Source organism: Bacillota bacterium, assembly GCA_024655925.1.
In the GTDB taxonomy this organism is placed as follows: Bacteria; Bacillota; DTU025; order DTU025; family JANLFS01; genus JANLFS01.
Genome location: JANLFS010000005.1, coordinates 1 through 26,467, shown reverse-complemented (window position 1 = coordinate 26,467; position 26,467 = coordinate 1). Strand labels below are relative to the sequence as shown.

The 26,467-nt window shown below is 60.4% G+C and carries 26 protein-coding genes; 7 read left to right on the top strand and 19 right to left on the bottom strand.

Annotated features, from left to right (window positions below):
- Nucleotides 1–17: 17 nt before the first annotated feature.
- The 8 genes from NUW23_01375 to pyrR all read right to left on the bottom strand — a co-directional run bounded on the left by NUW23_01375 (nucleotide 18) and on the right by pyrR (nucleotide 7,195).
- Nucleotides 18–938: a sugar phosphate isomerase/epimerase gene (locus NUW23_01375; GenBank protein ID MCR4424830.1), complete on the bottom strand. Its 921-nt coding sequence runs from the start codon at nucleotides 936–938 to the stop codon at nucleotides 18–20.
- Nucleotides 939–1,011: 73 nt separating this feature from the next.
- Complete coding sequence (gene pyrE, locus NUW23_01370) at nucleotides 1,012–1,638, bottom strand: orotate phosphoribosyltransferase (GenBank protein ID MCR4424829.1); 627 nt, start codon at nucleotides 1,636–1,638, stop codon at nucleotides 1,012–1,014.
- Nucleotides 1,628–2,362, bottom strand: coding sequence for an orotidine-5'-phosphate decarboxylase (gene pyrF / locus NUW23_01365; protein ID MCR4424828.1), 735 nt, complete (start codon nucleotides 2,360–2,362; stop codon nucleotides 1,628–1,630). Before pyrF ends, pyrE begins: the two co-directional genes overlap by 11 nt.
- Nucleotides 2,363–2,401: 39 nt before the next feature.
- Nucleotides 2,402–3,343, bottom strand: coding sequence for a dihydroorotate dehydrogenase (locus tag NUW23_01360; GenBank protein ID MCR4424827.1), 942 nt, complete (start codon nucleotides 3,341–3,343; stop codon nucleotides 2,402–2,404).
- A 26-nt stretch (nucleotides 3,344–3,369) separates the two neighbouring features.
- The gene (locus NUW23_01355) at nucleotides 3,370–4,158 is read right to left on the bottom strand and encodes a dihydroorotate dehydrogenase electron transfer subunit (GenBank protein MCR4424826.1); all 789 of its coding nucleotides are present in this window, start codon (nucleotides 4,156–4,158) and stop codon (nucleotides 3,370–3,372) included.
- Nucleotides 4,159–4,221: 63 nt separating this feature from the next.
- Complete coding sequence (locus NUW23_01350; protein MCR4424825.1) at nucleotides 4,222–5,526, bottom strand: dihydroorotase; 1,305 nt, start codon at nucleotides 5,524–5,526, stop codon at nucleotides 4,222–4,224.
- Complete coding sequence (locus NUW23_01345) at nucleotides 5,510–6,451, bottom strand: aspartate carbamoyltransferase catalytic subunit (protein MCR4424824.1); 942 nt, start codon at nucleotides 6,449–6,451, stop codon at nucleotides 5,510–5,512. The genes NUW23_01350 and NUW23_01345 overlap by 17 nt, the downstream gene beginning before the upstream one ends.
- A gap of 195 nt (nucleotides 6,452–6,646) precedes the next feature.
- Nucleotides 6,647–7,195 carry a bifunctional pyr operon transcriptional regulator/uracil phosphoribosyltransferase PyrR gene (pyrR, locus tag NUW23_01340; protein ID MCR4424823.1) on the bottom strand — a complete coding sequence of 183 codons (549 nt, stop codon included), beginning with the start codon at nucleotides 7,193–7,195 and terminating at the stop codon, nucleotides 6,647–6,649.
- A gap of 398 nt (nucleotides 7,196–7,593) precedes the next feature.
- Here pyrR and NUW23_01335 point away from each other — a divergent pair, with 398 nt between their 5' ends.
- Complete coding sequence (locus NUW23_01335; protein MCR4424822.1) at nucleotides 7,594–8,274, top strand: IS3 family transposase; 681 nt, start codon at nucleotides 7,594–7,596, stop codon at nucleotides 8,272–8,274.
- A gap of 334 nt (nucleotides 8,275–8,608) precedes the next feature.
- On the opposite strand, the gene NUW23_01330 is transcribed toward NUW23_01335, so the two are convergent.
- Genes NUW23_01330 through NUW23_01305 form a run of 6 tightly spaced genes read right to left on the bottom strand, consistent with a single transcriptional unit; the run spans nucleotide 8,609 to nucleotide 14,212 of the window.
- Nucleotides 8,609–9,655, bottom strand: a complete 1,047-nt coding sequence (locus NUW23_01330) for a hypothetical protein (protein ID MCR4424821.1) — start codon at nucleotides 9,653–9,655, stop codon at nucleotides 8,609–8,611.
- 19 nt (nucleotides 9,656–9,674) lie between these two features.
- Nucleotides 9,675–10,445 (bottom strand): outer membrane lipoprotein-sorting protein, encoded by a 771-nt coding sequence (locus NUW23_01325; protein ID MCR4424820.1) that lies wholly within the window; start codon nucleotides 10,443–10,445, stop codon nucleotides 9,675–9,677.
- A 25-nt stretch (nucleotides 10,446–10,470) separates the two neighbouring features.
- Nucleotides 10,471–11,724 carry an ABC transporter permease gene (locus NUW23_01320; GenBank protein ID MCR4424819.1) on the bottom strand — a complete coding sequence of 418 codons (1,254 nt, stop codon included), beginning with the start codon at nucleotides 11,722–11,724 and terminating at the stop codon, nucleotides 10,471–10,473.
- A 25-nt stretch (nucleotides 11,725–11,749) separates the two neighbouring features.
- A complete protein-coding gene (locus NUW23_01315) occupies nucleotides 11,750–12,991 on the bottom strand; it encodes an ABC transporter permease (protein MCR4424818.1) in 1,242 nt (413 codons plus the stop codon).
- Between the two features lie 5 nt (nucleotides 12,992–12,996).
- On the bottom strand, nucleotides 12,997–13,683 hold the full coding sequence (locus tag NUW23_01310) for an ABC transporter ATP-binding protein (GenBank protein MCR4424817.1): 687 nt from the start codon (nucleotides 13,681–13,683) through the stop codon (nucleotides 12,997–12,999).
- Nucleotides 13,684–13,687: 4 nt separating this feature from the next.
- On the bottom strand, nucleotides 13,688–14,212 hold the full coding sequence (locus NUW23_01305; GenBank protein MCR4424816.1) for a hypothetical protein: 525 nt from the start codon (nucleotides 14,210–14,212) through the stop codon (nucleotides 13,688–13,690).
- Nucleotides 14,213–14,801: 589 nt separating this feature from the next.
- On the opposite strand from NUW23_01305, the gene NUW23_01300 reads away from it, so the two are divergent.
- From NUW23_01300 to NUW23_01275, 6 genes are all read left to right on the top strand, one after another.
- Nucleotides 14,802–16,724 (top strand): sigma 54-interacting transcriptional regulator, encoded by a 1,923-nt coding sequence (locus NUW23_01300; protein ID MCR4424815.1) that lies wholly within the window; start codon nucleotides 14,802–14,804, stop codon nucleotides 16,722–16,724.
- 243 nt (nucleotides 16,725–16,967) lie between these two features.
- Entirely contained in the window at nucleotides 16,968–17,933 is a 966-nt protein-coding gene (locus NUW23_01295) for a tripartite tricarboxylate transporter substrate binding protein (GenBank protein ID MCR4424814.1), read from the top strand.
- Nucleotides 17,934–18,031: 98 nt separating this feature from the next.
- Entirely contained in the window at nucleotides 18,032–19,549 is a 1,518-nt protein-coding gene (locus tag NUW23_01290; GenBank protein ID MCR4424813.1) for a tripartite tricarboxylate transporter permease, read from the top strand.
- A complete protein-coding gene (locus tag NUW23_01285) occupies nucleotides 19,542–19,985 on the top strand; it encodes a tripartite tricarboxylate transporter TctB family protein (protein MCR4424812.1) in 444 nt (147 codons plus the stop codon). The genes NUW23_01290 and NUW23_01285 overlap by 8 nt, the downstream gene beginning before the upstream one ends.
- A gap of 43 nt (nucleotides 19,986–20,028) precedes the next feature.
- Nucleotides 20,029–21,363: an NADP-dependent malic enzyme gene (locus tag NUW23_01280; GenBank protein ID MCR4424811.1), complete on the top strand. Its 1,335-nt coding sequence runs from the start codon at nucleotides 20,029–20,031 to the stop codon at nucleotides 21,361–21,363.
- 60 nt (nucleotides 21,364–21,423) lie between these two features.
- Nucleotides 21,424–22,359, top strand: a complete 936-nt coding sequence (locus NUW23_01275) for a hypothetical protein (protein ID MCR4424810.1) — start codon at nucleotides 21,424–21,426, stop codon at nucleotides 22,357–22,359.
- A gap of 160 nt (nucleotides 22,360–22,519) precedes the next feature.
- On the opposite strand, the gene NUW23_01270 is transcribed toward NUW23_01275, so the two are convergent.
- The 5 genes from NUW23_01270 to larA all read right to left on the bottom strand — a co-directional run.
- Entirely contained in the window at nucleotides 22,520–23,377 is an 858-nt protein-coding gene (locus NUW23_01270; GenBank protein ID MCR4424809.1) for a 4Fe-4S binding protein, read from the bottom strand.
- A 4-nt stretch (nucleotides 23,378–23,381) separates the two neighbouring features.
- Nucleotides 23,382–23,540: a hypothetical protein gene (locus NUW23_01265; GenBank protein MCR4424808.1), complete on the bottom strand. Its 159-nt coding sequence runs from the start codon at nucleotides 23,538–23,540 to the stop codon at nucleotides 23,382–23,384.
- Entirely contained in the window at nucleotides 23,537–24,115 is a 579-nt protein-coding gene (locus NUW23_01260; GenBank protein ID MCR4424807.1) for a TlpA family protein disulfide reductase, read from the bottom strand. Before NUW23_01260 ends, NUW23_01265 begins: the two co-directional genes overlap by 4 nt.
- A 27-nt stretch (nucleotides 24,116–24,142) precedes the next feature.
- Nucleotides 24,143–25,219, bottom strand: coding sequence for a tartrate dehydrogenase (locus NUW23_01255; protein ID MCR4424806.1), 1,077 nt, complete (start codon nucleotides 25,217–25,219; stop codon nucleotides 24,143–24,145).
- Between the two features lie 22 nt (nucleotides 25,220–25,241).
- On the bottom strand, nucleotides 25,242–26,467 hold a 1,226-nt coding region (larA, locus tag NUW23_01250; GenBank protein ID MCR4424805.1), incomplete at its 5' end, for a nickel-dependent lactate racemase.

Here is a 26,467-nt window from a genome sequence, read left to right as displayed (position 1 = left end):
ATTCTGCTGAAGCCCCACTACACCAGGGCCCAGGCTTCCTCGAAGGCCCGCTTTGTGCCGGCGACCAGGACATCAGAGTCCTCTCCGGGCAGCGGCTTGACTTCAAATGCCACCGTCGGCAGGAAGGCCTTCCGGTCTCCTAGGTATCCGATGGCGAACAGGCCGCGCAGGAACTCGGCAAGCTCCGGCACGTCGTTCTTGCCCCCGGGGATTCCGAACCTGGGGTGCTGGTCCCCATCGGCGGGGTGGCCGGGCTGGTTGAACAGGCAGTTGCCGACATGTACATGGACGAGGTAATCCCTGACAGCCGCAAGACACTCGATAGAAGTCTCATTCAGCATCGGTATGTGGCTGAGGTCAACCATCAGTCCGAAGTTCGAGTGCTCGGCACGGACGGCCGCAGCGACTTCGGCGGCCGCGGTCGACGGACCAATCAGGCATTTCTTGTCCACCACATCGTCGAAGGTCTCCAGGACTATGGTGAGCGTGCCCTTGCTTGCAGCGTAGGCACACATCTCCTTGAGGGATGCTACCAGGAGCGCAGTGGCACGCGCCCGATCCGGCCTGGCGACGTCCTTCCCGGATAATACGGCAAGTTTGCCTGCGCCCACTTCATACGCCTCGTCGATCGCCAGCTTGACGCGGTCCATTGCACGGCGCCGTTCGTCCGGATTCAGTGAGTTGATGTCCAGCTTGTTCGACAGGAGGACGGGCTGGGCGCCATAGCCGACTTCGATGTGCCCGGTGGCAAGAATCTGGGCCACTCGCTTCCGCTCGTTCACGTCGGCAATGTGGGTGATCTCCACAGACCCGAAGAACTCGTCGTCCACTATCTTCTTGACCGTCTCATAGACAGGCCCCTCACCCTTCATTACCTGAGGATAGGCCATGAACTGGACAATACCGGCTTTGAGATACGCCTTCCACGGCTGCTTCATAGGTCAACCCCTGCCTTGCTCTTGATTCCTGGCTCAGAGCGATCTACCCCTTTCCGAGCCAATAGTAGTATTTCTAGCAACATCCCCTGCTTCCTTCCACCACAGTAGGAGAATCTCCCCCGGTGTTGACGCGGCTCCCGGGCTTGATTGCAGGTATCCGCCCTTCTCTGCACAATGCGCACTCACCGGGGTCCCAGGACCTCATGTCCAGCGTGACTACGGCGCGCTGCTTCACGCCGAAATCCACCCTGCCGTTGGATCGGTCAACCAAGGCGCCTACTCCAACTACCTGCCCACCATGCTTCTCCACCACGTCCATGACCTCACGGACTGACCCACCGGTGGTGGTCACGTCCTCTACCACAAGAACACGCTGACCCGGGAAGATAGAGAATCCACGGCGCAGGGTCATTATCCCGTCCACTCGCTCCGTGAACAAGCTTGGGGCTCCGAGCTGCCGCGCGACTTCGTAAGAGACTATGATGCCGCCGATGGCGGGACCAATGACGAGGTCCACGCGGTCACCTGAGAACTGCTCTGCCAGGTGCCGCGCCAGCTGTTCGGTGTAGTGAGGATACCTGAGAACCTGAGCGCACTGGACGTAGCGGTCGCTGTGCCTGCCTGAAGTGAGGACGAAATGGCCTTCCAGGAGTGCACCGGATTCCTCGAGAATCTCTAACGCTAGTTCTTCACTGAGCACAGCTTGTCCCCTCCATCTCTTCGATGACCATCCTGGCGGCACAGGCGGGGTCCTCAGCGTGAGTTATGGGCCGCCCGACTACAACATAGTCCGCGCCAAGCTTGATCGCCTCTCCCGGCGTCAAGGCCCGTTTCTGGTCGTTGTTGGCAGCCCAGGCCGGGCGGATTCCAGGGGTCACTATTACGAAGTCAGGGCCACATGCAGCCCGGACGGCGGCGATCTCTCTCGGCGAACACACCGCGCCGCTGATACCGGAGCTTTGGGCCATCCGCGCCCATTTGGCAGCCACTCTCTCGACGCTTTCGCCCCGAATCAACAGCTCCTCCTCCAACTGACGTTGGTCTATGCTGGTCAATACAGTCACCGCCAGAATGAGCGGGGCGGGGATGCCGAGCCGGGCTGCCTCATCCAGGGCCGCCTCCGCCGCGGCCCGCATCATGTCCGTACCGCCGGAAGCATGTACGTCCAACATGAGGCATCCCAGCCTGGTGACGACCCGCACGGCTCGGGCCACGGTGTTGGGGATATCGTGGAACTTCAGGTCCACGAAGACTCTGCCTCCGAGGTCCTGAATCCTCCTGACAATGTCTTGACCTGCGCTGTTGAAAAGCTGCATTCCCACTTTGAAGGCCCACACGTTCCCGGCCACCTTCTCAACAAGGGCGAGCGCCTCGTCCTCTTTATCCACATCCAGCGCTAGGATGACGCGGTCTCTTGGTTTCAACTCGAAGTCCTCCAATCAGCGGCGGCCTTGAGCAATCAATCACACGAGCGCCGCTCCTACGATCTCCGAAATGCGGCAGTGGCCGTGAGCCCGAAGGTAGTCCTCGAGTCCTTTCACCACTTCCAGCGGGAGCGTCGGGTTGACGAATGTCCCCGTGCCGATGGACACGGCGCCGGCGCCAACCATGAGAAACTCCAGTGCGTCTCGTGTACTCATGATCCCTCCGCCCCCCAGGATGGGCAGATCCACTTCTCGGCGCACCTGGTAAACCATGCGCAGGGCAATGGGTTTGATCGCCGGGCCCGAAAGCCCTCCGAAGACGTTGCCCAAGGCCGGCTTCCTCGCATCGACGTCCACTGCCATTCCGAGCAAGGTATTGATCATCGAAAGCGCGTCCGCCCCGGCATCCTGAGCCGCCACGGCGATGGACACGATGTCGCCGACGTTCGGTGAGAGCTTGGCGATGACCGGCAGCGTCGTCACCTCCCTCACCGCGCGCACCACCTCGCGGGTGAGAGCTGGATCAGACCCGAAGTGCATTCCCCCGTGACTCACATTGGGGCAAGAGATGTTCAGCTCTATCCCAGCCACACCTGGATGTTTCTCGATCATCTGGGCCATCTCGGCATACTCGCGGACGCTGTCTCCCGCGATGTTGGCAATCACAGTGGCCCCTCTGTCTAACAGGCGGGGAAGGTGCTCTTCTATGAACACATCGATGCCGGGGTTCTGAAGCCCGATGGAGTTGAGCATTCCGCACGGAGTCTCGACGATACGCGGAGCGGGGTTGCCCGGCCGGGGGTGCCTCGTGGTCCCCTTGACAACGATGCCGCCGATGCGAGATAGGTCCAGCAGTTCCTCATATTCCTGCCCGTAGCCGAACGTCCCAGCGGCGACCACCACCGGGTTCGCCAGCCTGATTCCGCCCAGGTCCACACTGAGGTCCGGTCTTCCCTGAAGGAAAGGCTCTCGTCCCTCCACGCAAATCCCCCCTCGCCAGGAAGCGCTCAATACCGGAACTCCACCGCGTGCACCGGGAACACCGGCCCGTCACGACAGACGCGGGCGTACTGCTCTCCCGGGCCGACAAGCCGCACTGCGCAGCCGAGGCACGCCCCCACCCCGCAAGCCATCCTGGCCTCGAGCGAGGCTTCTCCGGGTATGCCCCTTGCTCCGGCGTATTCAGCCACCTGGACCATCATCGGCTCAGGGCCGCACGTATAGATGAAGTCCACCGCGCCCTGGCTGGTCTGCTCGCTTAGCAATTCGGTAACGAGCCCCGTGAAGCCTGCGCTGCCATCCAGTGTGGCGGCAAGCCAGTCCACACCCAGGGCGTCCAGGCGCGTGGATGCGGCGAGTTCACAGGCAGTGTTCGCGCCGTAGAGTACTCGCACCTCGCGCCCTCGCTCTCTCAATGCCCTGGCGAGGTGGACAAGCGGGGCGATGCCTACCCCTCCCCCCACCAGGAGTGCCCGCCGTCCCGCCTCAATCAACGTGAACCCGGTCCCGAGCGGCCCCAGGATGTCGATGGTCTCTCCCGGCGCTGCGGCGGACAGTAGCCCCGTGCCGAGGCCGCAGGACTTGTACAGGAGGTGTATAGTCCCGCAGCTCCTGCGCACGTCATACAGGCTGAGCGGCCGTCTCAGCAGCGGATGGTAAGCCGGGCTCGTCCGGACATGCACAAACTGCCCCGGCGCGCACGAGGACGCGATCCTGGGCGCCGCGCACTCCATCTCGTAGAGATCTGGTCCTACTTGTTCGTTTCTCACCACTCGGGCTTTCTCAACGACGGGCATGTGCATGCCTCCACTCTGGTTTGGGCCGCGCTTACCGCACAACTAGGCTCTCGGCCCAATGGCTCAGCCGACACTTCCGTCATGGGCCACGACCCGGCCTTCCGATATAGTCATCCAGGGCCACCCGCGAAGCTCCATCCCAGCGAACGGCGTGTTCCGAGCCTTGGAATTGAAGGTCTCAGGGTTCACCCTCTTCACCCGATCTGGATCGATGATGGTGATGTCCGCCCTGGCCCCGGGGGACAGCGTCCCGCGATCCAGGCCCAGCACCCGCGCGGGTCCGACCGTAAAGAGGCTCACCATCTTTGTGATGTCGAGGGCACCCGAGTGCACCAGCCGATCCATTATGACCGCTACGGCCGTTTCAAGACCTGCTATTCCCGGGGCGGCCGCAGCGTACTCGCAATCCTTGCTTTCCAGGTGGTGGGGAGCGTGGTCAGTTGCGATGCAGTCAATGAGGCCTTCCGAAAGCGCCTGACGCAAAGCTTGAACGTGGTCCTCGGACCGAAGGGGCGGGTTCACTTTGGTGTTGGTGTCGTAGGAGCCCACCACTTCGTCGGTGAGGGTCAGATGGTGCGGCGTCACTTCGCAGGTGACCGCTATCCCTTCTGCCTTCGCCCGACGTATGAGCTCGAGCGAGCCCCGAGTCGACACGTGACACACGTGCAACCGGCCCCCGGTCAGTCTGGCGAGAAGGAGATCCCTGGCAACCATCGTTTCCTCGGCCTCGGCGGGAATCCCCTTGAGCCCGAACACGAAGGAATAGTAGCCCTCGTGCATCTGCCCGTCGCGAGTGAGGTTCAAGTCTTCGCAATGAGAGATTATGGGCGCGTTGAAGATGCGGGAGTAGCTCAGGGCGTTGCGCATCACGTCTGCCCTCATCACCGGCTTGCCGTCGTCGGAGAACCCCACACATCCCGCTCGGACGAGCTCGCCCATCTCGCTCAGCTCCTCGCCTGCCTGTCTCTTGGTGATACTCCCGAACGGCAACACGTCAATGACGCCTGCGTCCTGCGCTCTCTTCCGTACGTAGGAGGCCACGGCCCCGTTGTCTATCACAGGGTCAGTGTTGGGCATGCAGCACACGGTGGTGAAGCCCCCGGCGGCGGCGGCCCGCGATCCGGTCTCGATGTCCTCCTTGTACTCGTATCCCGGGTCCCGAAAATGCACGTGCATGTCGATGAAGCCGGGGCATACTATCTTGCCAGTCGCGTCGATTACCTGAGCGTCACCCTGGGTGGAGCCCCTATCTGGATCCGTGGCAGGTTCGAGACCCACGATTCTTCCGTCCTCAATCAGAACATCCGCCACACTGTCCACATTGTGCGCAGGGTCTATGATCCGCCCGTCCCTAACTCGCAGCCTCATCTCTGCCACCTCCCATCATGAGGAAGAGAACCGCCATCCGGACGGCCACTCCGTTCATTACTTGCTCGTTGATGACCGACCTCGGCCCATCCGCCATCTCGCTGGATATCTCCACGCCTCTGTTCATGGGTCCCGGATGGAGGACTATTGCGCCGGGAGCGGCAAGGCGCAGGTGGTCCGGGCGGAGCATGTAAAGGTTCGAGTACTCGTCCACCGAGGGGAATAGCCCGGCCTGCTGGCGTTCTTTCTGAATGCGGAGGACGTTTATGACGTCCGCGCCCCGGATGGCTTCCTCGAGCGTGAAACACGGCTTGACGCCGAGTCTCTCCACGTCGGGGGGTATGAGGGTCGGTGGGCCGGCAACTCTGACCTCACACCCGAATTTGAGCAAACCGTAGATATTGGACCGCGCCACCCGGCTATGAAGGATGTCACCGAGAATCGCAACCTTCAGGCCGTCCAATCTCCCTTTGTGCTCGCGGATGGTGAACATGTCGAGCAGGCCCTGGGTTGGGTGCTCGTTTGTGCCGTCCCCGGCGTTGATGACCCTCATGGAGGTATTGCGTGCCACGTAGTGTGGGGCCCCGCTCATCGAGTGGCGCATGATGATCACCTGGGGACCCATCATCTCGATGGTCTTGATCGTGTCCCTCAGGGTCTCCCCTTTTTGCACGCTGCTGGTAGAGACTGCGAGATTGGAGGTGTCTGCGCTCAAGTATTTGCCGGCGAGCTCGAAAGAAGTCCTGGTGCGGGTGGAGTTCTCGTAGAAGACGGTGATGAGGCCCTTGCCTCTCAAGGTCGGCACTTTCTTGATCTCTCGCTGGACGATGTCTTTCATGGGAATCGCAGTGTCAAGAATCTGTTCAATCTCTTCCCTGCCGAGATCCCGCAGGCCAAGGAGGTCTTTTCTCTGATCGAATCCCACTTCAGCCCCTCCTCCCTCTCTCACTGTCCCGGTTCTGGCTATGCCCCGTCTGTTCGGGTCAGGGAGCCCTTCCGCGGCAGGTCTGGCTCACGAAGGTGGCCTACCTGGCCGCGTGATACAAGGAAGGTTGGCGCCGCTCCGCAGGCGCGGTCTCCCTTGCCAGCCTCGCAGGACTAGCTTAAAGGGACTAATTACCTATCTGACTATCTGCTGGATAACGACCTTGTCTTCCCCGTCGATCTCCCGGACGCACACCGAGATCACCTCGTCCCGGGAGGTAGGAACGTTCTTTCCAACGAAGTCCGGCTTGATCGGCAGTTCTCGATGGCCCCTGTCCACTAGGACAGCTAGCTGGATGCACTTCGGTCTGCCCAGGTCCATCAGAGCGTCCATTCCCGCGCGAACGGTCCTGCCCGTGTAGATCACATCGTCCACCAGCACAATTGCCCTGCCTGCCACCTCGAAGTTCACTTCGGTGCGGTGCACCTGGGGTTGGTGCGCCAGGGTAGTCAGGTCATCACGGTACAGAGTAATGTCCAGTATCCCGACTGGCACCCGGACCCTCTCGATGGTTTCGATCTCCGCCGCGAGACGCTCTGCCAGAGGCCCACCCCTGCGCCTGATCCCGACAAGCGCAGCATTGCCGACGCCCTTGTTCGCTTCGATGATCTCGTGGGCGATCCGGGTTAGGGCGCGCCTCATGGCGGCCTCGTCCATGATCACGTTCTTGTCGCGGAGTTCCACCACTCATCCCCCTTTCCTCAGAAAAAATGCCTGCACCAGCCGTGAGGCTGAGCAGGCTTACATCCCCGTTGCGACCTTGCCAGCCTCACAGGGCTGACTTAAAGGTTCTACTTGATTGTAGACGATGATAGAACGGAAGTCAACGCTCGAGTTGCCTCAGCAAAAATGGACGCGAAATCGATTCATTGCCTCAGATCAAAAATGTTCGCGAAGGGGGCGAGTTGGGAATGCCTAGAATGGCAACTCCTCCCACAGGAAGAGGTGGACAAGACATGCCCCTCACCGTTTGCGACAGGCAGCGCGTTACCATGCAGCTTCCCGCGAAGTGCGCGCGCCGAAGAAAGAGAAGACCAAGCTCTTCGACAACCTGGTCGAGCTGACCGGATACTCGCGCCGATATGCCGCAAAGGTTCCGAAACGCCCTCCCCAGGACTGCCAGGTTCTCCAAATGGGTTAGGGGGCCAGAGAGAATCCATCGCCGCAGTAGGTACGGCACTACTCGCCGCGACCCTAAAGCCAAGCTCTCTGATGATCTTGTGAGCCGCCGGTTCGTAGCGGACGTTCCAGACCGACTGTGGGTTGCCGACATAACTGAACACCCCACGGATGAAGGCAAGCTGTATTTGGCCGCAGTGATCGACGTCTTCTCGCGCAAAGTGGTTGGGTGGTCCATGGGTGAAACCGCTTCCGCTGAACTGGCCGTGAATGCGGTCAACATGGCAATCTGGAACCGCAGACCCGAGCCAGGCCTCATTCACCACTCAGATCACGGTTGCCAGTACACCTCACTCATACTCGGAAAGACGCCGCGTGGGTGCGGCATAGTAGGCTCGATGGGCACAGTCGGGGACGCTTTGGACAACGCAGTTGCAGAGAGCTTTTTCGCGGCCCTGCAAACAGAGCTGTTAGACCGTCACGCCTGGCCAACACGGCGTTTTCTGGCATCTGCAGTATTCGAGTACATAGAGGGATTCCATAACAGGCGCCGAAGGCACTCGGCCCTGGGGTACATGAGCCCCATGGAATACGAGGCCGCTCGGAAGCTAAGAGAGGCATCCAATACCCACTCCGCCGCGTAGCCGAAAAGTGTCCACTAAAGTTGGTAAACTTCATACCTGATCTGGAAGTACAACATGGGCTTCGTGACCGAGAACGGCAAGCTCAACGCAGTCAGCTACCCCGAGTCGTGGCTCAAGAGGGTAGTCGGACTCGACGAGCCCGACCACTACCTGCCGTAGCCTGAGACACCCAGACGGGACACATCAGTCAGCACTGAGCCCGGGACCGCTTCCCCCCAAGCGGACCCGGGCTCTTCATTCATTGTGATATCCGCGTCGCCCGTCACTTCATTCCAGTCAGCGCGATCCCCTGCACGATCTGTCTTTGGAAGAAGGTGTAGACGATCATGATGGGTTACAAGTACCACCTCAACCCCACCATAGCCTGGCCTTTCAGGCGCGTGTCTCCCCCCGCGCCCCCCGCGCCTGCCGGGCTCGGGCCACCGCTGGGAACCACGGACACCACCACGCCGAAGTTGAGGTCCAGGTCGTCCGCTACAAGCATAGAAAGCGTTCCTGTGGCAGTCTTCGTCCCACCGCGCAGGTCCGCGACTAACGCCGCACTTGCGGTGGTAAACTCATCCAAGGGGTATGTGATACCCGCAGCCGCGAAACTAAATGGTAGATGAATACCCCCCTGGCGAACATCCTTTCGGTGATACTCCGCAAACACCAGTTTCCCGCTGCCGAAGGCCTTCTTCCACCCCAGCGTGCCGGCGGTGCTGTAGTCCTCAGGAGCGCCGTCTGCCCAATCATAGCACGCTTCGCCGTACAACCCGCCGAGGCCCCCCTCGAAGTCCACACCCAGGGCATGCCTTGCACCTGGCTGTGAGACTCCCAGCACTCTCATGTTGGTCTGCCCAATGGCGACACCCGCTCGCACGGCATAGACGTCTTCCCCGGCAACGAGCTCGACTCCGGTGACCGGCGATGTCCTCCAGTAGAGGGTGGCGAGCACCTTCCCGGGGCGGCTCTCATCCGAGGTCGTGGGATCCCTCGGTGTGATGAGATCGGTCGGCCGGAACATTGTCGCCAACCCCCAGTTTATCGCCTGACGCCCCATGGTGAGCCTTGTGCGCCCGGCTTCGTACTGCACAAATAGTCGGTCCACGCCCAGCTCAGGCTGGAGGTCAAGGAATGAAGCCGCTGCGTGTGCCCGGGCTGTGAGATTGAGCCCGGGCAGGATGGCCCAACCAAGGTCACCTGAGAGTCTAAGGTTCCACGAAGCTACAGGATCCGACACCAGGTTCCCGAAAGCATACCTGGCATCGAACTCACCGCGGAGGGTGAACCCCTCCGGCGCCGCAGCTGAGGCCGTTCGCGCCGTCAATACCGCGACTACGACGAAGGCCACAGCAGTCGCCACTATCGTGAGACTCAGCCTTCTCATCGTCACATGCATTGAGCTGCTCCTCCTCCGCCTACCTGCTTGTCAGCCTCTGCCTAGTGAAGGTGGCCGCCGGAATGGGCTGATCGAACATGATCTTCTCCACGACGAACCGGGTCGAGGATCCCTTCCTCGCCATGTCCTCCATGACGATGGACATAGGATAGTAGCGGTCTGCCACCTTTTCAACCTTCTCAGTAGTGGACCGCTTGAGCAGCTTGCCTGATGGGGCATACAGCTCCTCGCGCAGTGCGACGTAGCGTTCGGAATCGACCCAGATCTTCCGCCTGTGGTAGCTGACCCGGGCGCCTTCCTTGGCCACGAGTTCCAGAACAAAGCAGGGGCGGCCTTCCAGGGTCTCCTGCCCGGCCACCCGGGCATCATACAGCTCCAGCAGTCTTGCGCTCTCGAGCGCGTCCTGGTAGGAGAAGTCGCTGCCCATCATGCCCTGCTTGAGCATCTCCCCGGAGAGCTTGACCTCCTCCTCGGCAGTGGGAGAAAAGAGCCACAAGTCGTCCCCGATCTTGAGGATCCGAGTTCCGAAATCGCGCTTGTTGGTGAACTCCACGAAGGCCCGGTCATTGCCTTCCACCCATGCCCTCATGGTCTTGGTGTTGCTCCGCCCGCCGAGAGTCATCTCCATCCGCGCCTCATAATAGGCGGTCGTGAACTCCGTATTCCTCTCCATCCTCCCGATTATCTCAGCGGGAGTGGGAGCAGCCAAGGCCGCGCCCGGGCCAAATACAAGGGCCACGGCGACCAGGGCCGCAGACGCCAACATGCGAGTAAGTGCGAATCTCGCCATTTCGCTACCTCCCAGAGTTCCTGAATCATGCTGTCCTGAGTGCCTCCGTCGGCCGGAGGGATCCCGCCCTTCTTGCCGGAAGGTAAACTGCAATCATTGTGACGGCCACGCCCAGGATGAACGAGAAGACCGCGACCGAGAGATCGGTCGTGGGATAGACCCTGGGTGTCATGAGAATGTCTCCACCGAGAGCCTCCGTCATGGAAGCGATGTCTAATCCCACCTGGCCGAACCACCAGTTGAATGCCCATCCCATCACCGCGCCCGCGATGCTCCCGGCCACGGCCACTATTGCGCCCTCCAGAAGGAAGAGGTGCCTTATGGACGCGGGATTGAGTCCCAAGGCCGAGAGCATGCCGATCTCCCGCGTCCGCTCGGACACGACCATGAGCAGCGTGTTGAACACTACGAATGAAGCGAGGACCACTAGAAACGCGTAGATCACCGTGTAGATGGCGCGCACCTGCTGCATATAGGAGATCAGCTCGTTGTATTCGTTCCACGGGACCGCCTTCAGGCCCGGCCCGACCACCCGCTGGACACCGGCCATGAGAGCCGGAGTCTGGGCCGTGTTTTGGCCGAACACTACGATCTCTGTGACGGCGTCGTCCATATCGAGAAGACGCATCGCCACGTCGAGGGGGATGTATACAGAAGTCTCGTCGAGAAGCTTGAGGCCGCTGGACATTCTGCCCACCACCTGGAAGGTGGCAAGTCCGAGTGAGCCGAAGGATGTCGAGAACAGCCCTGTGACCTTGTCCCCGACTCTCAACCTCAACTTGGCCATGAGTTGCTCACCCATGACGATCTCCTGCCGGCCAGGCTCAGGAAGCCTGCCTGCATCCCGATCTGCCAGGAACCGGCTCAGGCGGACCGCTCTCTCCTCCTGGTCGAGCTCGGTCCCGATTCCAAAAGCCGTCTCCTGCAGATCTTCCCCCGCCACCAGCATCATCCCGAACCGGATGCGGCCAGTGGCCGCGGAGACCTCCGGCAGCCGCCGGATGTCCTCCACTATGTCGCTGTAAGGTCTCTCATCGTCTCCCACTGGGTGGGCCAGGGAGAGCATCCGTTCCTTGAGTTCGTACTCTGGCTGGATGATCCTCACATGCCCGGAATTCAAGCTGATGTTATACATAATCCAGGAGTCGAGCATGCCGTCGACGAAGCCCTTTGCCATCACCACCACGAACACACCCATGACCACGGCGAGCAGGCTCAGAGCGGTCCGTCCTCGGTGCCGGCCCAGGTTGCGCCAGGCCATCCTCATAAGGTAGTTCATCGTGCAACCGTCCTCCCTTCAGCGGTCAGACCCGGCGCAGGCTCTCGACAGGGTCAAGATGTGCAGCCCTCTTCGCCGGAAAGTAGCTCGCCGCCAGCGCGACTACGACCCCGAATGCAATGGCGCCGAAGAGCGTGGGCCAGTTCCAGGCTCCGAACATACGTTGGGCAATGGGATACCCGATATCGATGTCCATCTCGCCCATGAACATCTCAAGGTTAATCCCAACGTTAACCAGGTAGGCGTTGGCGCCTATGGCCATAATGGCGCCGAGAACACCTCCAAGGATGCCGAGCCCGCATCCTTCGAGTACAAATAGCCTGGTGATGTTGGCTTCGTTCATGCCCATGGCCTTGAGTATCCCGATCTCCCTCACACGCTCCAGGGTCGACAGGAGTATAGAGTTGACCACGCCGATAGTGGCTATGACCAGGACGAGCCCCAAGAAGACCATGCCGAGACTCCTCTTGCCCGCTCCGATCGCGAGGAACGTCGCGGCTTCCCGCCACGGTTTGATCTCCCACACCGCGTCCCACATGCCAAGCCCTCGGATCGAGTCGGCGATGCCTGCAATGTCCCGTTCGGACTCTGCCCGGACAGCAACCATGGTTGCGCCTGACCCAGCCCCAAGCGCCGCCTGTGCGACATCGAGAGGGAGGAATACGTGCGCCTGGTTGACGGATGGGTGCGGGGTCGAGACAATGCCCAGAACGGTCAGGTCAACTGCCTGGAACGCCATCCCCACCGTCTGAGTCCTGATAGTCAGCATGTCCCCAGGTTCGAGTTCCAGGAGGTCGGCGATGCGCTTGCCCAGAACCACACCTTCCTCGCCAGGTCTTAGCCACCTCCCGGCTGTGACGTGCTCGGGGATACGGAAAACCCGAGCATCGAGATCCGGATCAACTCCAACGCCGAGGATAGGGAGTTCCTCCAGTCCAACGATGACAGAGGCCGGGAACGTCAGCCTGGGCGTGGCAGCCTTCACCCGAGGCAACGCCGAGATCTCCCGTGCAAGATCCCCGCCGTCCGGCAGCAGCTCCTCGGGCCGAGGCCTCCGATCTTGCGACGCAGCCGCAGACACAACCTGCACGTGGCCGGTTTCGAAGTCGATCATGTTGTCTACCGCTTCCCTGTCCGCTCCGGATAGCAGGGAGTCGAAGACGATGAAGTACATTATCCCTATCGCGATAGCGCCGGCGGTCAGGAAAGTGCGCCTCTTCTGCCGCCACAGATTCTTGGCCGTGAGACCGAGGTAGAAGCGGAACATCACTCCTACCTCCTTTCGTCCTTCACAATCTTGCCATCGCGCATGTTGATCAGTCTCCTCGCGTAGTCCATCACGAGCGGGTCGTGGGTGGAGAAGAGGAACGTCGCCCCCTTGGCCTCATTGAGCTTCTTCATGAGGGCGAGGATGGCCTCGGCATTCTCCGAATCCAGATTCGCCGTTGGCTCGTCAGCCAGAACTAGCGAAGGCTCCTTCACGAGCGCCCGGGCAATAGCGACCCTCTGCTGCTGACCGCCAGAGAGATCCACGGGGCGCCTAGTTTCAAGGCCAGCCAGTCCTACTTCGGCGAGGAGAGCCATGACTCGATCCCGGATATCCCGCTCAGACTTCCTCCGCAGCAGCACCAACGGGAGTTCCACATTCTCGTAGGCGGTGAGGACAGGGATCAGGTTGTATGTCTGGAATATGAACCCGATCTTCTGGCGCCTGAGATCCGCGAGGTTTGCTTGGCTGTACCCTGATACGTCTTGACCGTTGATGAAGAGCTTGCCGCCGGAAGGTCGATCCAGGCAGCCCACGATATTCAGGAGGGTAGTCTTTCCGGACCCCGATGGTCCGGCGAGAGCTGCGAACTCGGCGGGCTCGATTGTCAGATTCACCCCGCGCAGAGCGGGCACAGCCATCCGGCCGTGGGAGTAGTTCTTCGTAAGGTCGTGGGTCTCCACTACAGGCATGCACTTACACCTCACTCTCTGGCTTCATTGAGCGAGCCTCATTCATGCCAGATTGGGCCAGCTCCATGGCCATCCTTTGAAACACTCTGTAAAGCGCCGCGAACTGCTCCAGCCTCTCCAACACCACCGATGCCTCCTCCGCAGCGGGGGTTCCCCGGGACACTCTCTCTGACAGGGCCCGGGCTGCGCGCTCAAGTATCTCAGTCATGCCCTGCAGTTTCTGGATTGCGCCGATCAGCATGACCCGGTCGCAGTCCGGATGCATCCGGTAGAAATCGCGCCTGTCGCCGGGGACCGTCACTTTCTCAACCATGCTCATCTGGCTGAGCACACGCACGTTCACGCTTGCGGCGGGCTTGGAGATCTGAAGATCCTGGGCGATCTCATCGAGCGAGAGCGGCCTGGTGGAGAAGATCAGCCTTCCTAGTATTCGCCCGCAAATGCTGCTCGCCCCGTAGGTCTCGAAGTAGTTGCCCATCTCACGCGCAAATCGCTCGCCGATGCTCTCGGGTTCTTCTGCAAGGCCCATGAGATCACCTCTGTTCACGGTGTTTACAATTTTGTTAACGGCGGCACCATCATACTACGCCTCCAGACATCGGTGTGTCAATCCCCTGTCAGCGTGTAGAGACAGCGCGCAGGCGGGTACATGACGAGGACGGGACCGACGCTCGAGCGAGGTCCCGTCCGGGCCGTCAGTTACTATGCAGCTGGATCTTACTCTACGGATTCTTCCAGCTCCCTACTGCAGTATCGTGCACCAGGTCGTTCAGGATCTGCCGCGCGACTCCCAGTGCGTAGAGGGCAGTACCTCGAATCCCTCTGCCACTCACGGCTGCGCCTCGGCACCTGATGGAGCGCCGTTCGACGCCGTTGCGTTTCAGTTCGGCAACGAGGGCGTTACGCCACGTTAACATACGATCAGAAAACTGGCGTAACCTTGAACGAAATGAAGGGTATGCGCGCTCGACGTCGAAAATACTGGAAGTCGCAGCATAAACAACCGCCAACCGCAAGGCGTTGGCTCAGACAGCCGGGATCTGTTTCAATTGCACAACCAAGTTTGCCGAGTACCCGTCTCAGGCTTTTCAATACTCCGTGCGGGGGACTTGATCGTCATGGCAGGGATTGCTGTAGTTGCTCCCTACGAGGGCCTCGCTAGCATTGCGAGTGACATTGCCGGGTCCGGGACACCTTTGACCATCGTGAAAGGACTCATGGACGAGGGAGTACGGGCAGCAAGGCAGGCTAAGGCGCTCGGGGCAAAGGTCCTTGTGAGCAGAGGTGGAACCGCCATATGCATCAAGGAAGCAGAAGACGTGGGCCTGCCACTGGTCACGGTGCCTATTACCGGCTACGAGATCGCGCGCGCTGTCATGAAGGCCCTTGAGATCGACCGGAGAGTCGCGGTCATGTTCTTTCGCAATATCTTGTCGCCTGACACCAAAGTCCTTTCGGAAGTCTTTGGAGCAGAGATCATTGATGTCCCCATCGATAACGAGGACGAAGCCCGCGACCGCCTGCGCGAACTGCGCCGAATGGGAATACGCGTCGTAGTTGGGGGAGTCATAGGTGTGCAGAATGCCCCGAGGTTCAACCTGACCGGAATACTGATCGAGTCCGGCAGAAACAGCCTCGAATGGGCGATACAGCAGGCGAACGAGGTGATCCTCAGCCAGGAGGGTAGGGAAGACAGGTCGAGCATTCTGCATCAGGTAATCAATAGTGTATCAGATGGGATAATCGCGGTAGACAAAGTTGGCAGGGTCCTCGAGTTCAATAAAGCGGCTCAGCAAATGACTGGGTTACCCGCAGCAGGGGTGCTCGGGCGCCACATCGCCAGTCTCTTTCCAAACATAGAAGTCCTGAACGTCGTGAGGACGGGTGAGGCAGAGACCGGAGAGGTCCAGAAGGTCGGAGGCGTCCAGGTGACTATCAACAAGTATCCAATAACGTGTCACGGCAGATGCCTGGGTGCCGTAGCCACCCTCCAGAAGGTCACGAGCCTGCAGAATCTCGAACGTAACGTGAGGCAAAAGCTCATGGCTCACGGGCATGTGGCGAGGTTCACCTTCGAAGACATAGTCGGGAACAGTAAAGGTATTAACACTGCGTTGGACACCGCACGCAGGTTCGCGGAGTCTTCCTATACAGTCCTGATTTTGGGCGAGACTGGAACTGGCAAGGAGCTCTTCGCCCAAAGCATCCACAACGGCAGCCCCCGCAGGCATGGCCCTTTTGTCGCGGTCAACTGCGCCGCTTTTCCCGACACCCTGCTCGAGAGCGAGCTCTTCGGGTACGTGGATGGTGCCTTTACCGGTGCCCGAAAGGCCGGGAAAGTGGGGCTCTTCGAGCAAGCCCACGGAGGTACCGTGTTCCTTGACGAGATCGCAGGAATGCCGCTGCCTCTCCAGGAGAGGTTCCTCAGGGTACTTGAGGAGAGAGAGGTCATGAGGATCGGAGACGACAAGGTTATTCCTGTGGACGTCAGGGTGATTGCCGCCTCCAACCGTGACCTCAAGGCACTCGTGGCATCGGGTCAGTTCCTCTCGGATCTCTACTTCCGTCTGGACGTCCTGCGTCTCTTCATCCCCCCACTTAGGACCAGGAAAGACGATATCCCACTCCTCGCCGACTTTTTCCTCGATGTTTACACTCGAGCCACAGGCAAGCATCGGAAGACCCTATCGCCGGACGCGGTCAACCTTCTCTGCAGATACGACTGGCCTGGCAATGTGAGGGAGCTCAAGAACATAATCCAACGGGTCATAACACTTCACGATAAGCATCTCGTAACCTCAGCCGATCTGCAGGGAATCCTGGACTTTCCACCCGACTTCCTTTCTTGCTCCGAACATGGGGGGGCATGTCCTGGAAACCTGAGAGAGGTCGTGAACGACCTGGAGGTCGAGACTGTATTGGCGGCGCTCGAGGAATGCCACGGGAACAAGAGCCTCGCCGCCAAGAGGCTCGGCATAAGTAGAGTGACTCTGTGGCGAAAACTGAAGAATCGGTCGGACAGATCTGTTTCAAGCACGTAGCACAGTTGTTGCGGACCGGAAACGCTGGGGCCATCCTCCGCGAGGTTCTCGCTTCGGACCTCCGGCTCCGCAGCATCTTTCGTGCTTTCCCGCGCTGGCACGACAGTTGCGTGGTACACAGGTGTGGCCCATAAAACCCGTTGAAGGAGTGGTAGTGAGAAGAAAGACCTGTTGAAGGCGGTTTGTTGGCGTTCGGAACATGAGGCACTCAGGCAAGGACAATACATAGGGAGGTAGAGACGGATGCGTGCCAAAACCAGACTTGCAGTTCTCGGATTGGCCATGCTGTTGGTCCTCGGAGGATTCACAGTCGCTGTGGCGGCGAAGTATCCTGACAAGCCGATCAACTACATCATCTGCTTCAATCCCGGCGGCGAATCAGACCTCACGGCTAGGCTTCAGCAGAAGTATCTCGAGGAGATCCTCGGGGTCAAAGTCGTGATCCAGTACAAGATCGGCGGAGGCGGCGCCACAGGCTGGTCCGAACTGGTCCGCGCAAAGCCAGACGGGTACACCATAGCCGGCGACAACCTCCCCCACACGATCCTACAGCCTCTGCAGCGTGGGGACGCAGGCTACAAGACTGAGGATCTGAAGCGGGTCTACTGTTTCGAGGCAACGCCCAACGCCCTGCTCGTGCGGAAAGACAGCCCGTTCAAAACCCTTGACGATCTCATCGCCTACGCTAAGAAGTATCCTGAGGCCGTCACCATCGGAGGAAGCGCAAGCTGGTCCGCGAATCACCTGGGCACCATCGAACTGGAGCAGGCTGCAGGTGTCAAGCTCACCTACATCCCGTTCACTGGGTCCGGTTCCGCGGTTCCCGCTCTCCTCGGTGGGCACGTCGGAGCCCTGATGTCCTACACCACCATGGCAGCTCAGTATCCTGACCAGATGAGGGTTCTCGCGGTAGCCGCCGAGGAACGGTCACCGGTGCTTCCAAATGCCCCGACCTTCAGGGAGCTAGGCTACGACATTGTCGAAGGTGCCTACCGCGGAGTCTCGGTGCCTCCGGGAACACCGGACGAGATCGTCCGGGTCCTCGCGGATGCGTTCCGCAAGGTCAATCAGAATCCTGAGTACATCGCGAAGATGAAGGAGATGGCCTTCGACATCGTGGACATGGGGCCGGCTGAGTACACCGCCTTCGTGAAGGACAGGATCCCGTACTACACCAAACTGCTCCGTGACGTGGGTGCCATCAAGTAGGCACTCATCCGGCTGATTTCGGTTCTCACCGGACAGGACTGGGCCGGGATTGCATCATCCCGGCCCAGTATGCAATCTGAGAGATCGGGGGGAGACCTTTGGACGCCCTTCTTCAGGGTATCGGCCAAGTGTTGAACTTCCAGACCTTGTTTCTGATGTTCGTCGGCACAATCGCCGGACTCACAGCCGGCGCGCTGCCGGGCCTGACGGCCACGATGGCAGTGGCACTTCTTGTGCCGTTCACTTTCACCATGACTTCGGTGACCGGTCTAGCCACCATGGGAGCCGTGTATATGGCCGCCATCTACGGTGGCTGCTTCTCGGCCATTCTGATCAACACTCCTGGAACACCGTCCTCTATAGGCACGTGTTTTGACGGGTACCCGATGGCCAAATCCGGCCGGGGCCAGGAAGCCGTCGTCGGGGCTACGGTTGCGTCAGTTTTCGGAGGCCTCTTCGGCCTTGTGGTTCTTGCGTTCCTCGCTCCGCCCCTTGCGCGCGTCGCGCTGAAGTTCGGACCCCCGGAGTACTTCTGGGTCAGCGTCTTCGGGCTGAGCATAATCGCAAGTCTCGCGTCGAAGTCCCTGATCAAGGGGCTTATAGGCGGAGTCGTCGGCCTTCTCATAAGCACCATCGGCATCGCCCCAATCGGCGGGGACGTGAGGTTCACGTTCGGGCAGCCGATGATGCAGGGAGGCATAGACCTAGTTGGAGCATTGATCGGGTTGTTCTGTATTTCCGAGGTCCTGTCCCTGATCGTGCAAGGGACACAGTCCTACGAGGGAGTAAACGTGGTGCACGTTTCGGGGGTCATCATGAAGACTTTCCGCAAGGTTCTCTCGATGCCGGTCAACCTCATCCGCTCGAGCGTGATAGGGACCGTGATCGGGATCATACCTGGCGCTGGCGGGAGCATTGCCAACCTCGTCTCATACAACGAGGCGGTCCGGGGATCCAAGCATCCCGAGAAGTTCGGCACAGGAATCCTGGATGGGGTGGTCGCGACGGAGGCCGCGAACAATGCCACTGTCGGCGGAGGCCTGGTTCCCCTCCTCACGCTCGGCGTCCCGGGAACCCCCGTAGATGACAGCGTCAACGGGGCACTTCTGATACACGGGCTGCGGCCTGGCCCCGAGCTGTTCACTATTCATGCAGACGTAACGTATGGTTTCATTTTTTCCCTGTTCTTGTCGACGCTCATGATGCTGGTTGTGGGCCTGGCGATAGGGACAGCTTTGCACAGGCTCGTGTCGCGGTTGCCGCTCAGGCTCCTGGTGCCTTCGATTGTCTTTCTGACCATCATAGGCTCCTACGCCATCAGGAACAACACGATGGACGTGTTCCTCATGCTTGCCTGCGGGTTCATCGGTTACATTCTCAAGGAGATAGAGATCCACCCGGCACCGATCGTACTGGGTCTGATCCTTGGTCCCCTGGCCGAGGAGGGGTTCGCCCAGTCCATGTTGATGGCCAAAGCCTTCCCTTCGCCCTCGCACGTTTTCTTCGGCCGCCCGATTTGCATCATCTTGATCGTCATGACTGTCGTCTCGCTCACGTGGCCGTTTGTGTCAGCCTTCTTAGCAAAGCACCGGAAAGGAGGCACCGTGAATGCGTAGCAACACGGACAGGGTCGGCGCGATCCTCATGCTCATCGTGGCGGTGGTGTTCATCTCCCAGATGGGGAACCTGACTTACCTGGGCGTGGTGTTCCCCAGGGCGGTGCTGACGATCCTGGTTGTGCTTTCTACAATCCTGCTTGTAAAGAGCTTCGTGAAGCCATCCCCAGCTAAGACTTTTCGGTTCGTGGACATACGTACTGCTGTTGCCGCAGCCGCAATTGTGGTCTTGTGGGCGATTCTCATGTCCTGGCTGGGTTTCGTGGTCGCGAGCATCCTCTCCTTCGGCGTTCTCATGGTCATGGTCGATCGGAGCGCGCGTGACCTGAAGGTGTTCTTGCCAGCGATCTTGATAGCAGCAATAGAGATCCTGGTGTTCTACTATGTGTTCGTGAACTTGCTCACTGTCCCCCTTCCCCGGGGGATCTTGATCTAGACCCGCCCCATCACGAGACTGACACACACGAGGAGGCATGCACATGACAACAGAAGATCTTGTAGAGAAAGCAAAGAAGCCCGGACGGGATGCCCTGCGTCTGCACCCGTTCTACCGAGGCAAGGTGCAGACCGCTCCCAGGTGCGCGGTGAGATCGTTCAACGACTTCGCAATCTGGTACTCGCCCGGCGTGGCGGAGCCGTGCCTGGCAATCCAGAAGAACCGTGACCTGGCTTACGAGTACACGTGGAAATCCAACACCATCGCCGTGGTGTCAGACGGAACCAGAGTCCTGGGCCTTGGGAACATCGGGCCTGAAGCCGGGCTTCCGGTCATGGAAGGGAAGGCGCTCCTCTTCAAGTACCTGGGCGGAGTCGACGCAGTCCCCATCTGTCTTGCCACGCGTGATCCCGAAGAGATCATCTCCGCCGTTAAGTGGATCCAGCCCTCCTTCGGTGGGATCAACCTCGAAGACATCGAGCAGCCCAAGTGCTTCGACATCCTCGACAGGCTCCGTGCGGAATGCGAGATCCCGGTCTGGCATGATGACCAGCAGGGAACGGCCGCAGTCATCCTGGCTGCGTTCATCAACGCCCTGAAGCTCGTCGGAAAGGACATCGGCTCGGTGAAGGTCGCCATGGTCGGAGCGGGCGCCGCCAATGTGCGCACCGTCAAGCTCTTGGTGGCGGCCGGGGTAGACCCGGGCAAGATCATCATGTGCGACTCCCGGGGCACTCTTCACCGCGGGCGCCACGACCTTGAAGGCGCTCCCGGCCCCAAGTGGGAGATGTGCAAGACCACAAACGCGGAGGGAGTCACTGGGGGGATTGCCGAGGCCATGGCGGGCGCGGACGCCGTCATCGGGTGCTCACAGCCTGGCCCGGACGTCATTCTGCCTGAATGGATAAGGGGCATGGCCTCCGACCCCATCGTCTTCGCGTGTGCGAACCCGGTCCCCGAGATTTGGCCTTGGGACGCCAAGCAGGCTGGCGCCGCCGTGGTGGCGACGGGAAGGTCGGACTTCCCGAACCAGGCCAACAACTCGCTTGGGTTCCCCGCGATCTTCCGTGGGACCCTTGACGTGAGGGCGCGCGGCATCACCGACGAGATGTGCATAGCTGCGGCACAGGAGCTTGCCCGGTGCGCGGAGGAGAAAGGCCTGAGCGCGGACTATATCATCCCGACAATGGACGAGTGGGAGGTCTACCCGAGAGAAGCTGCCGCCGTTGGCGCCATGGCCGTCAAACAGGGGATAGCCCGGATCACGCTCTCCTGGGATGAACTCGTGGCCAAGGCCTCGTCGGCGATCAAGCAAGCCCGCGACCTCACCGCCCTGATGATGAAGGAAGGCTTCATCCCCCAAGCCCCCGAGGAGTAGCGCGGAAGGATTGCCTCGGAAAGAGCGGCCCGTTGGTAACGGTCCGGGAGGTGCACGGCAATGATCACTGGTCAGAGCAGTGTCAGTCGGCCCTTCGCCCTGCAGGTCGCGGTCGGGTTTCTCGTGCTAGTGTCGGCTCTCGGCCCTGCCGGGGCGGTCCTTTCAGCCCCCGGCGAGCTCGGGCGTTTCACAGCTCCGGCCGGTGCCCGGTTCCAGCTTGACGAGCTCTGCGATGTGCTGGGAGTTCTCAATCTCCAGGCCTTGGCGGCTGTGGATACCATGATCGAAACCAGAGACCTCAAGTTCCGAGCCGCTGCCATGGAAGCGCTCGAGGCGATGAAAGGGGTTCTTGCGCAGATCAAGGCGGTTCCCGACATCGCTGAGCGCATTCCCGCTGCGGTGGACCATCTTGAGGCTATGCGGGCCGGCAGCATTGAGCTGGTGAGGCGGATGGGCGACAGGATGACCGCGTTCGTGTCAGGCCGCCTTGCGCTCTCGTCCGCGCTCGCGGAAATCGACGCTCTGGTCGCGAGGGACATCGAGCCCCTGCTAAACATAGCCCGGACTCGGGCGCGTTCGAGTCCCACGAACACTGCAGCGTTCACAGAGATCACCGGCGCTGTGCGGCAGATGGAGCTCGCCGCGTACCTTGCTGGCTGGGGAGCAGCCCGCGAAGTCCAGTTCGCCGATGCGAACGCCGCGCAGAAAGCAAGAAAGGCCATGCATGAAGCCACGAGTTACCTTGAGCTCGCCTCGTCGAATCTGGACGCTCAGTTCATATCCAGGGACGTTAGCCTGTTCTCGCCTGAGGAGAACCGAGCTTTGAAAGAACACATGAACCACCTGGCAAGGCTCTCAATGGAGATTCCCGCCCACGCTGACCTGGTCTACGCGTCCTGGAAAGTCATGACCGCGCTCTATTCGGGATTCGCAGCGAATGTCTACACCACGGACAAGTACATCTCATCTGAGCTTCTCGGCATCTGCTTCTCCTGAAAGTGAAGCTCAGCCCGCAGTTGCGGGCAAGACCGAGGCCGCCGGGAACGCATGTGAAGGCAATGCGTGCTCCCGGCGGTCGCCGTTATCCCTCTTGGTTTCTGCCTTGTCTCCGGTTTTCTCAAGCATCTCTGATTTGCTAAGCCGCTTCCCGACTCGCTCAGCTGTTTCTGCTCAGCTTTGCAGCCACATCCCCGGCTGCCTTCGAGGCCCATGCGGGTCCCTTTCCCCATTCCACAGATACTGCCGGGCACCTTGTGCACTCGAGGCATCGGATGCATGCGTCGGAGCCGGGATCCTTGTGGACTTCGAGCTCAACAGGGCAGAGGTTCCTGCACAGGCCGCAGTTGGTGCAGCGGGTATGGTCAACCGAGAGCCTCATCCGGCTCAGGCGGTTGAACGGGGAATACGCGGCGCCAAGGGGGCAGATGAAACGGCAGAATGGCCGCTTTATGAGGACCGCAGCGGCCACGAGTGCAGCGAGGATCCCGAGCTTCGCCCAGTAAAGAGGGCCGATGAGGTCCCTGACGTAGGGCTTGGTCAGGGCAAGCGGGATGCCTGCCTCGAGAGTCCCAGCGGGGCAGAGTTTACAGAAAATCGGTGATCTGACGATGAATGCCCCCGCACCTACCAGGCCAACCAGGACGAAGTACCGGACCCAGCCGGGGCCTATCCCCCGCGCGAGCTTTCTCTTTGGATCCAGGCAAAGCCTCGCGAGCAGATCCTGGATGAACCCAAACGGGCACGCCCATCCACACGTCGCCCTGCCCACTAGTGCTCCGATCGCCGTCACGAAACCTAAGAGCGCGAACGGCACTCTTCGGATGGCAAGGAAGTACTGGAACGAGCCGATGGGACATGCCGTCGTGGCCAAAGGGCATGCGTAGCAGTTCAGAGCGGGGGTTGGACAGAACTTGAGGAACGAGAGAAAGTAGGAGTTCATGGCGACCGTCGCCCCGATCTGCACAAGAACCCGTTTTCTCGCCCAGGGCCTTTGATGCCGAGTCTTCGCTCCCATCGCCTTACTCAAGCCCTATGCACGAGAAACATATGAGCCTGGCATTTTGGAGAATGAGCGGGAAGTCCCCGAATGCCAAGCCCAGGGCGAGCAGGGCGATGCCCGCCCCGAGCAGGATCGCGTAAGGCGAAACGATGGAGGTTCTGCGGCCAGCAGAAGTCATAGCCCCAGCAACTCCCGGATGACGCGCTCCATGGCGGCCTCAAGACCTAACCCGTTCCGGAACCCGATTTGGACGTGCCGAACGATTCCTCCCCGGTCGATAATCACCACCACCGGCACGCCCGGGATCTGATATGCCCGTGCAACGGCTGACGTGCCAATGAGCACGGGGTACGTCAGCTTCTTATCGGCCACGTATGTCCTGAGCCTCGACGGAGGGTCGCCCATGGAGACTCCAAATACCTTCAGGCCCTTTTCAGCATATTCCTCGTAGAGCCCTTGAACGTGAGGCGCCAGTTCATCGCAGTTTGGACACGTGGTGGTGAAGAAGTCGAGGAGGACGACTTCTTTGAGGTCGCGAAGACTAATAAGCTTGCCCTCCATATCAGGGAGCTCGAAAACCGGCGCGGGTTTGTTCTTCAGAGAGGTGGTGTCAGCCAACGCCTTCGTTTGGCCTAAGAAGGCGAAGGCGACCAGCACAAGAACGAAAGCGACCAAAGCCACTGCCCCGACTGGGCGGACCCTCTTCGTGCGCCGGGGCCTGTGGCGCGGCTTGAGTTCATGGATGTGAGTCATGTGAGCCCCTCCCTCCGGACCTCGAATTCACCCGGCCCTGAGTGCCTCCGCGACGGCATCCCCCACCTGGCTGGTGGTAGCGGTACCGCCGAGGTCCACGGGCCTGGGGCCGTCAGCTAACAATACTTGTTCTATGGCGGACACGACTTCTCCTCCGAGATCTGGATAGCCAAGAAAGTCCAGCATCATCGCAGCGGCCCAGATGGTGCCGATCGGATTTGCGATGCCTTGTCCGGCGATGTCTGGTGCGGACCCATGAATCGGCTCGAACATCGACGGGTACTTCCTTTCGGGGTTCAGGTTCGCGCCTGGGGCAAGGCCGATGCTTCCCTGAATCGCGGCGCCTTCATCGGTCAGGATGTCCCCGAACAGATTGGTTGCAACCACGACGTCGAACCACTCGGGCTTGGTTATCAGGTACATCGCTGCTGCATCCACGTGGACCTGAGTTGCCTCGATCTCGGGATAATCCTTCGCGACCTGGTGGAACACCTCATCCCAGAAAACCATGCTGTAGTTGCACGCATTCGACTTGGTGATCGACACCACGCGTCCTGCGCGCCGTCTCCCCCTGGCAAGCTCGAAGGCGTACCTCATCACCCGCTCCGTCCCATGTCGTGTGAATACGGCGCTCTGGACCGCCACCTCCTGGGGCGTGCCGACGTGTACCCTCCCGCCTACGCCTGAGTATTCCCCTTCTGTGTTCTCCCTGACCACCATGAAGTCTATGTCCTCCGGCCCTTTGCCCACCAGCCTACTGGGAATGCCCCGGAGCAGCTTGATGGGTCGGAGGTTCACGTACTGGTCGAAGGTCTTCCTTATGGGAAGAAGGAGTCCCCACAGAGATACATGGTCCGGCACCAACCCTGGCGCCCCCACAGCTCCTAAGAGAATAGCCCTGTGATCCTCGAGCGCTCGAAGGCCACCCTCCTCCATCATCCTCCCAGTTCTCAGGTAATACTCACACCCCCACGGGAACTCCGTAAACGAGAACTTCACGCCCCCGTGCAGGTCTGACACTGCGGCAAGCACTTTGATTGCTTCCGCCACGACCTCGCGGCCAACTCCGTCGCCGGGAACAACGGCTATCTCCAAAGTGTCCATGTGCGCCCTCCTATCATCATGCTCAGGACTTCAATGTGGGGACGACGATGCCCGCGTGGGGCAGTATCACTGAAGTGAACCCCGGCCCGTGCTTGGCCCGGACGTAGTCTATCGCCGCGTCCAGACTCGGAGCCGGGGTCATGAATAGCTTCCGGGTGAAGGCCTCCCCAAGACCAGACACCAGGACCACTTCCCGGTCACGCATTACCCTGGCGAGAGAGTAGGCCTTGTGCCCTCCCAGTTCGAATCCGGCAGCGAATCTTGCGAAGATGTCTCCCGGGGAATGCGCCTCTTCCATCCATTCCTCGAACGTTGGCTCGCCGTAACCCTCGGGGCACTCCGCAACCAGTATCACAGTGCCCCCAGACCTCACAGCGCGCGCCGCGTTGTCCAGGCCTTTCTGGGCCTGGTAGACGTTGATGTCCTTCGGGTACCCGCCCGGGCTTGCGATGGCGACATCATACAGGCGGTCGATATGGGTGACTGAGATCTCACGCCCCATCCGCACGCCTTCGAGCCAGGCCTGCTCGATGTCCCCCGCCACGACCCCCACGGCATCCCCGTGGGCGTCCACAACGACATTCACCATGAACCCGACGTCCACCTTGCGGGCGGCCTCAACCATCTCCTGGTGCACGGGATTCTCCTCGATGTTACAGACTTCGGCGAAGTCCGACGTCATCAGAGAGTGATTGTGGCTTATGGTCTCCCTCCCCGCCACTCCTGGCAGGATCGACTTCCTGCCCCCAGAGAACCCGGCGAAATAGTGGGGAGCGATGACACCCGTGGTGATGACCATGTCAGTCTCCAGAACGACGCGGTTCACGTAGAGTTCGCTTCCGTGGCTGAGCCTGCCTAGGTGGACCAGGTTCGCCGTGTCGTCGCAGTCATGGTTCATGACAGGGTGGGCCGCCATGACATTGGACCCCAGTATGGCCTTCATTTCCTCTTCGGTCATGCCACGGTGTATACCCGTTGCCACCACGAATGTGACATCAGGCTTCCTCACCCCTGCGGCCTCGATCTCCGCAAGCAGAGGTGGGAGGATACTGTCGTAAGGTGTGGGCCTGGTGACGTCGTTGACGATCACCACAACTCGCCTGGCATTTCGCCGCCTGATCTCCTCCAAAAGCGTGGCGCTGCCAATGGGCCGGGCGATCCGTTCGCGGACCGCGGCCGCAAGGTCCGCAAGGACCGGCGGTTCGCGCCCCGTGAGAACCGGCGGGTCTCCCAGCGCCGACGTATCCA

Bases quoted from the DNA above. Each gene is read 5' to 3' on its own strand.
- NUW23_01375 (MCR4424830.1), bottom strand. From the start codon at position 938: ATGAAGCAGCCGTGGAAGGCGTATCTCAAAGCCGGTATTGTCCAGTTC.
- NUW23_01270 (MCR4424809.1), bottom strand. From the start codon at position 23,377: ATGGGAGCGAAGACTCGGCATCAAAGGCCCTGGGCGAGAAAACGGGTT.
- NUW23_01255 (MCR4424806.1), bottom strand. From the start codon at position 25,219: ATGGACACTTTGGAGATAGCCGTTGTTCCCGGCGACGGAGTTGGCCGC.
- NUW23_01335 (MCR4424822.1), top strand. From the start codon at position 7,594: ATGCCGCAAAGGTTCCGAAACGCCCTCCCCAGGACTGCCAGGTTCTCC.
- NUW23_01315 (MCR4424818.1), bottom strand. From the start codon at position 12,991: ATGTTCCGCTTCTACCTCGGTCTCACGGCCAAGAATCTGTGGCGGCAG.
- NUW23_01330 (MCR4424821.1), bottom strand. From the start codon at position 9,655: ATGCATGTGACGATGAGAAGGCTGAGTCTCACGATAGTGGCGACTGCT.
- NUW23_01280 (MCR4424811.1), top strand. From the start codon at position 20,029: ATGACAACAGAAGATCTTGTAGAGAAAGCAAAGAAGCCCGGACGGGAT.
- NUW23_01350 (MCR4424825.1), bottom strand. From the start codon at position 5,526: ATGAGGCTGCGAGTTAGGGACGGGCGGATCATAGACCCTGCGCACAAT.
- NUW23_01305 (MCR4424816.1), bottom strand. From the start codon at position 14,212: ATGGGCCTTGCAGAAGAACCCGAGAGCATCGGCGAGCGATTTGCGCGT.
- NUW23_01320 (MCR4424819.1), bottom strand. From the start codon at position 11,724: ATGAACTACCTTATGAGGATGGCCTGGCGCAACCTGGGCCGGCACCGA.
- NUW23_01355 (MCR4424826.1), bottom strand. From the start codon at position 4,158: ATGCCCGTCGTTGAGAAAGCCCGAGTGGTGAGAAACGAACAAGTAGGA.
- NUW23_01325 (MCR4424820.1), bottom strand. From the start codon at position 10,445: ATGGCGAGATTCGCACTTACTCGCATGTTGGCGTCTGCGGCCCTGGTC.
- NUW23_01285 (MCR4424812.1), top strand. From the start codon at position 19,542: ATGCGTAGCAACACGGACAGGGTCGGCGCGATCCTCATGCTCATCGTG.
- NUW23_01295 (MCR4424814.1), top strand. From the start codon at position 16,968: ATGCGTGCCAAAACCAGACTTGCAGTTCTCGGATTGGCCATGCTGTTG.
- NUW23_01300 (MCR4424815.1), top strand. From the start codon at position 14,802: ATGGCAGGGATTGCTGTAGTTGCTCCCTACGAGGGCCTCGCTAGCATT.
- NUW23_01310 (MCR4424817.1), bottom strand. From the start codon at position 13,683: ATGCCTGTAGTGGAGACCCACGACCTTACGAAGAACTACTCCCACGGC.
- NUW23_01275 (MCR4424810.1), top strand. From the start codon at position 21,424: ATGATCACTGGTCAGAGCAGTGTCAGTCGGCCCTTCGCCCTGCAGGTC.
- NUW23_01260 (MCR4424807.1), bottom strand. From the start codon at position 24,115: ATGACTCACATCCATGAACTCAAGCCGCGCCACAGGCCCCGGCGCACG.
- NUW23_01265 (MCR4424808.1), bottom strand. From the start codon at position 23,540: ATGACTTCTGCTGGCCGCAGAACCTCCATCGTTTCGCCTTACGCGATC.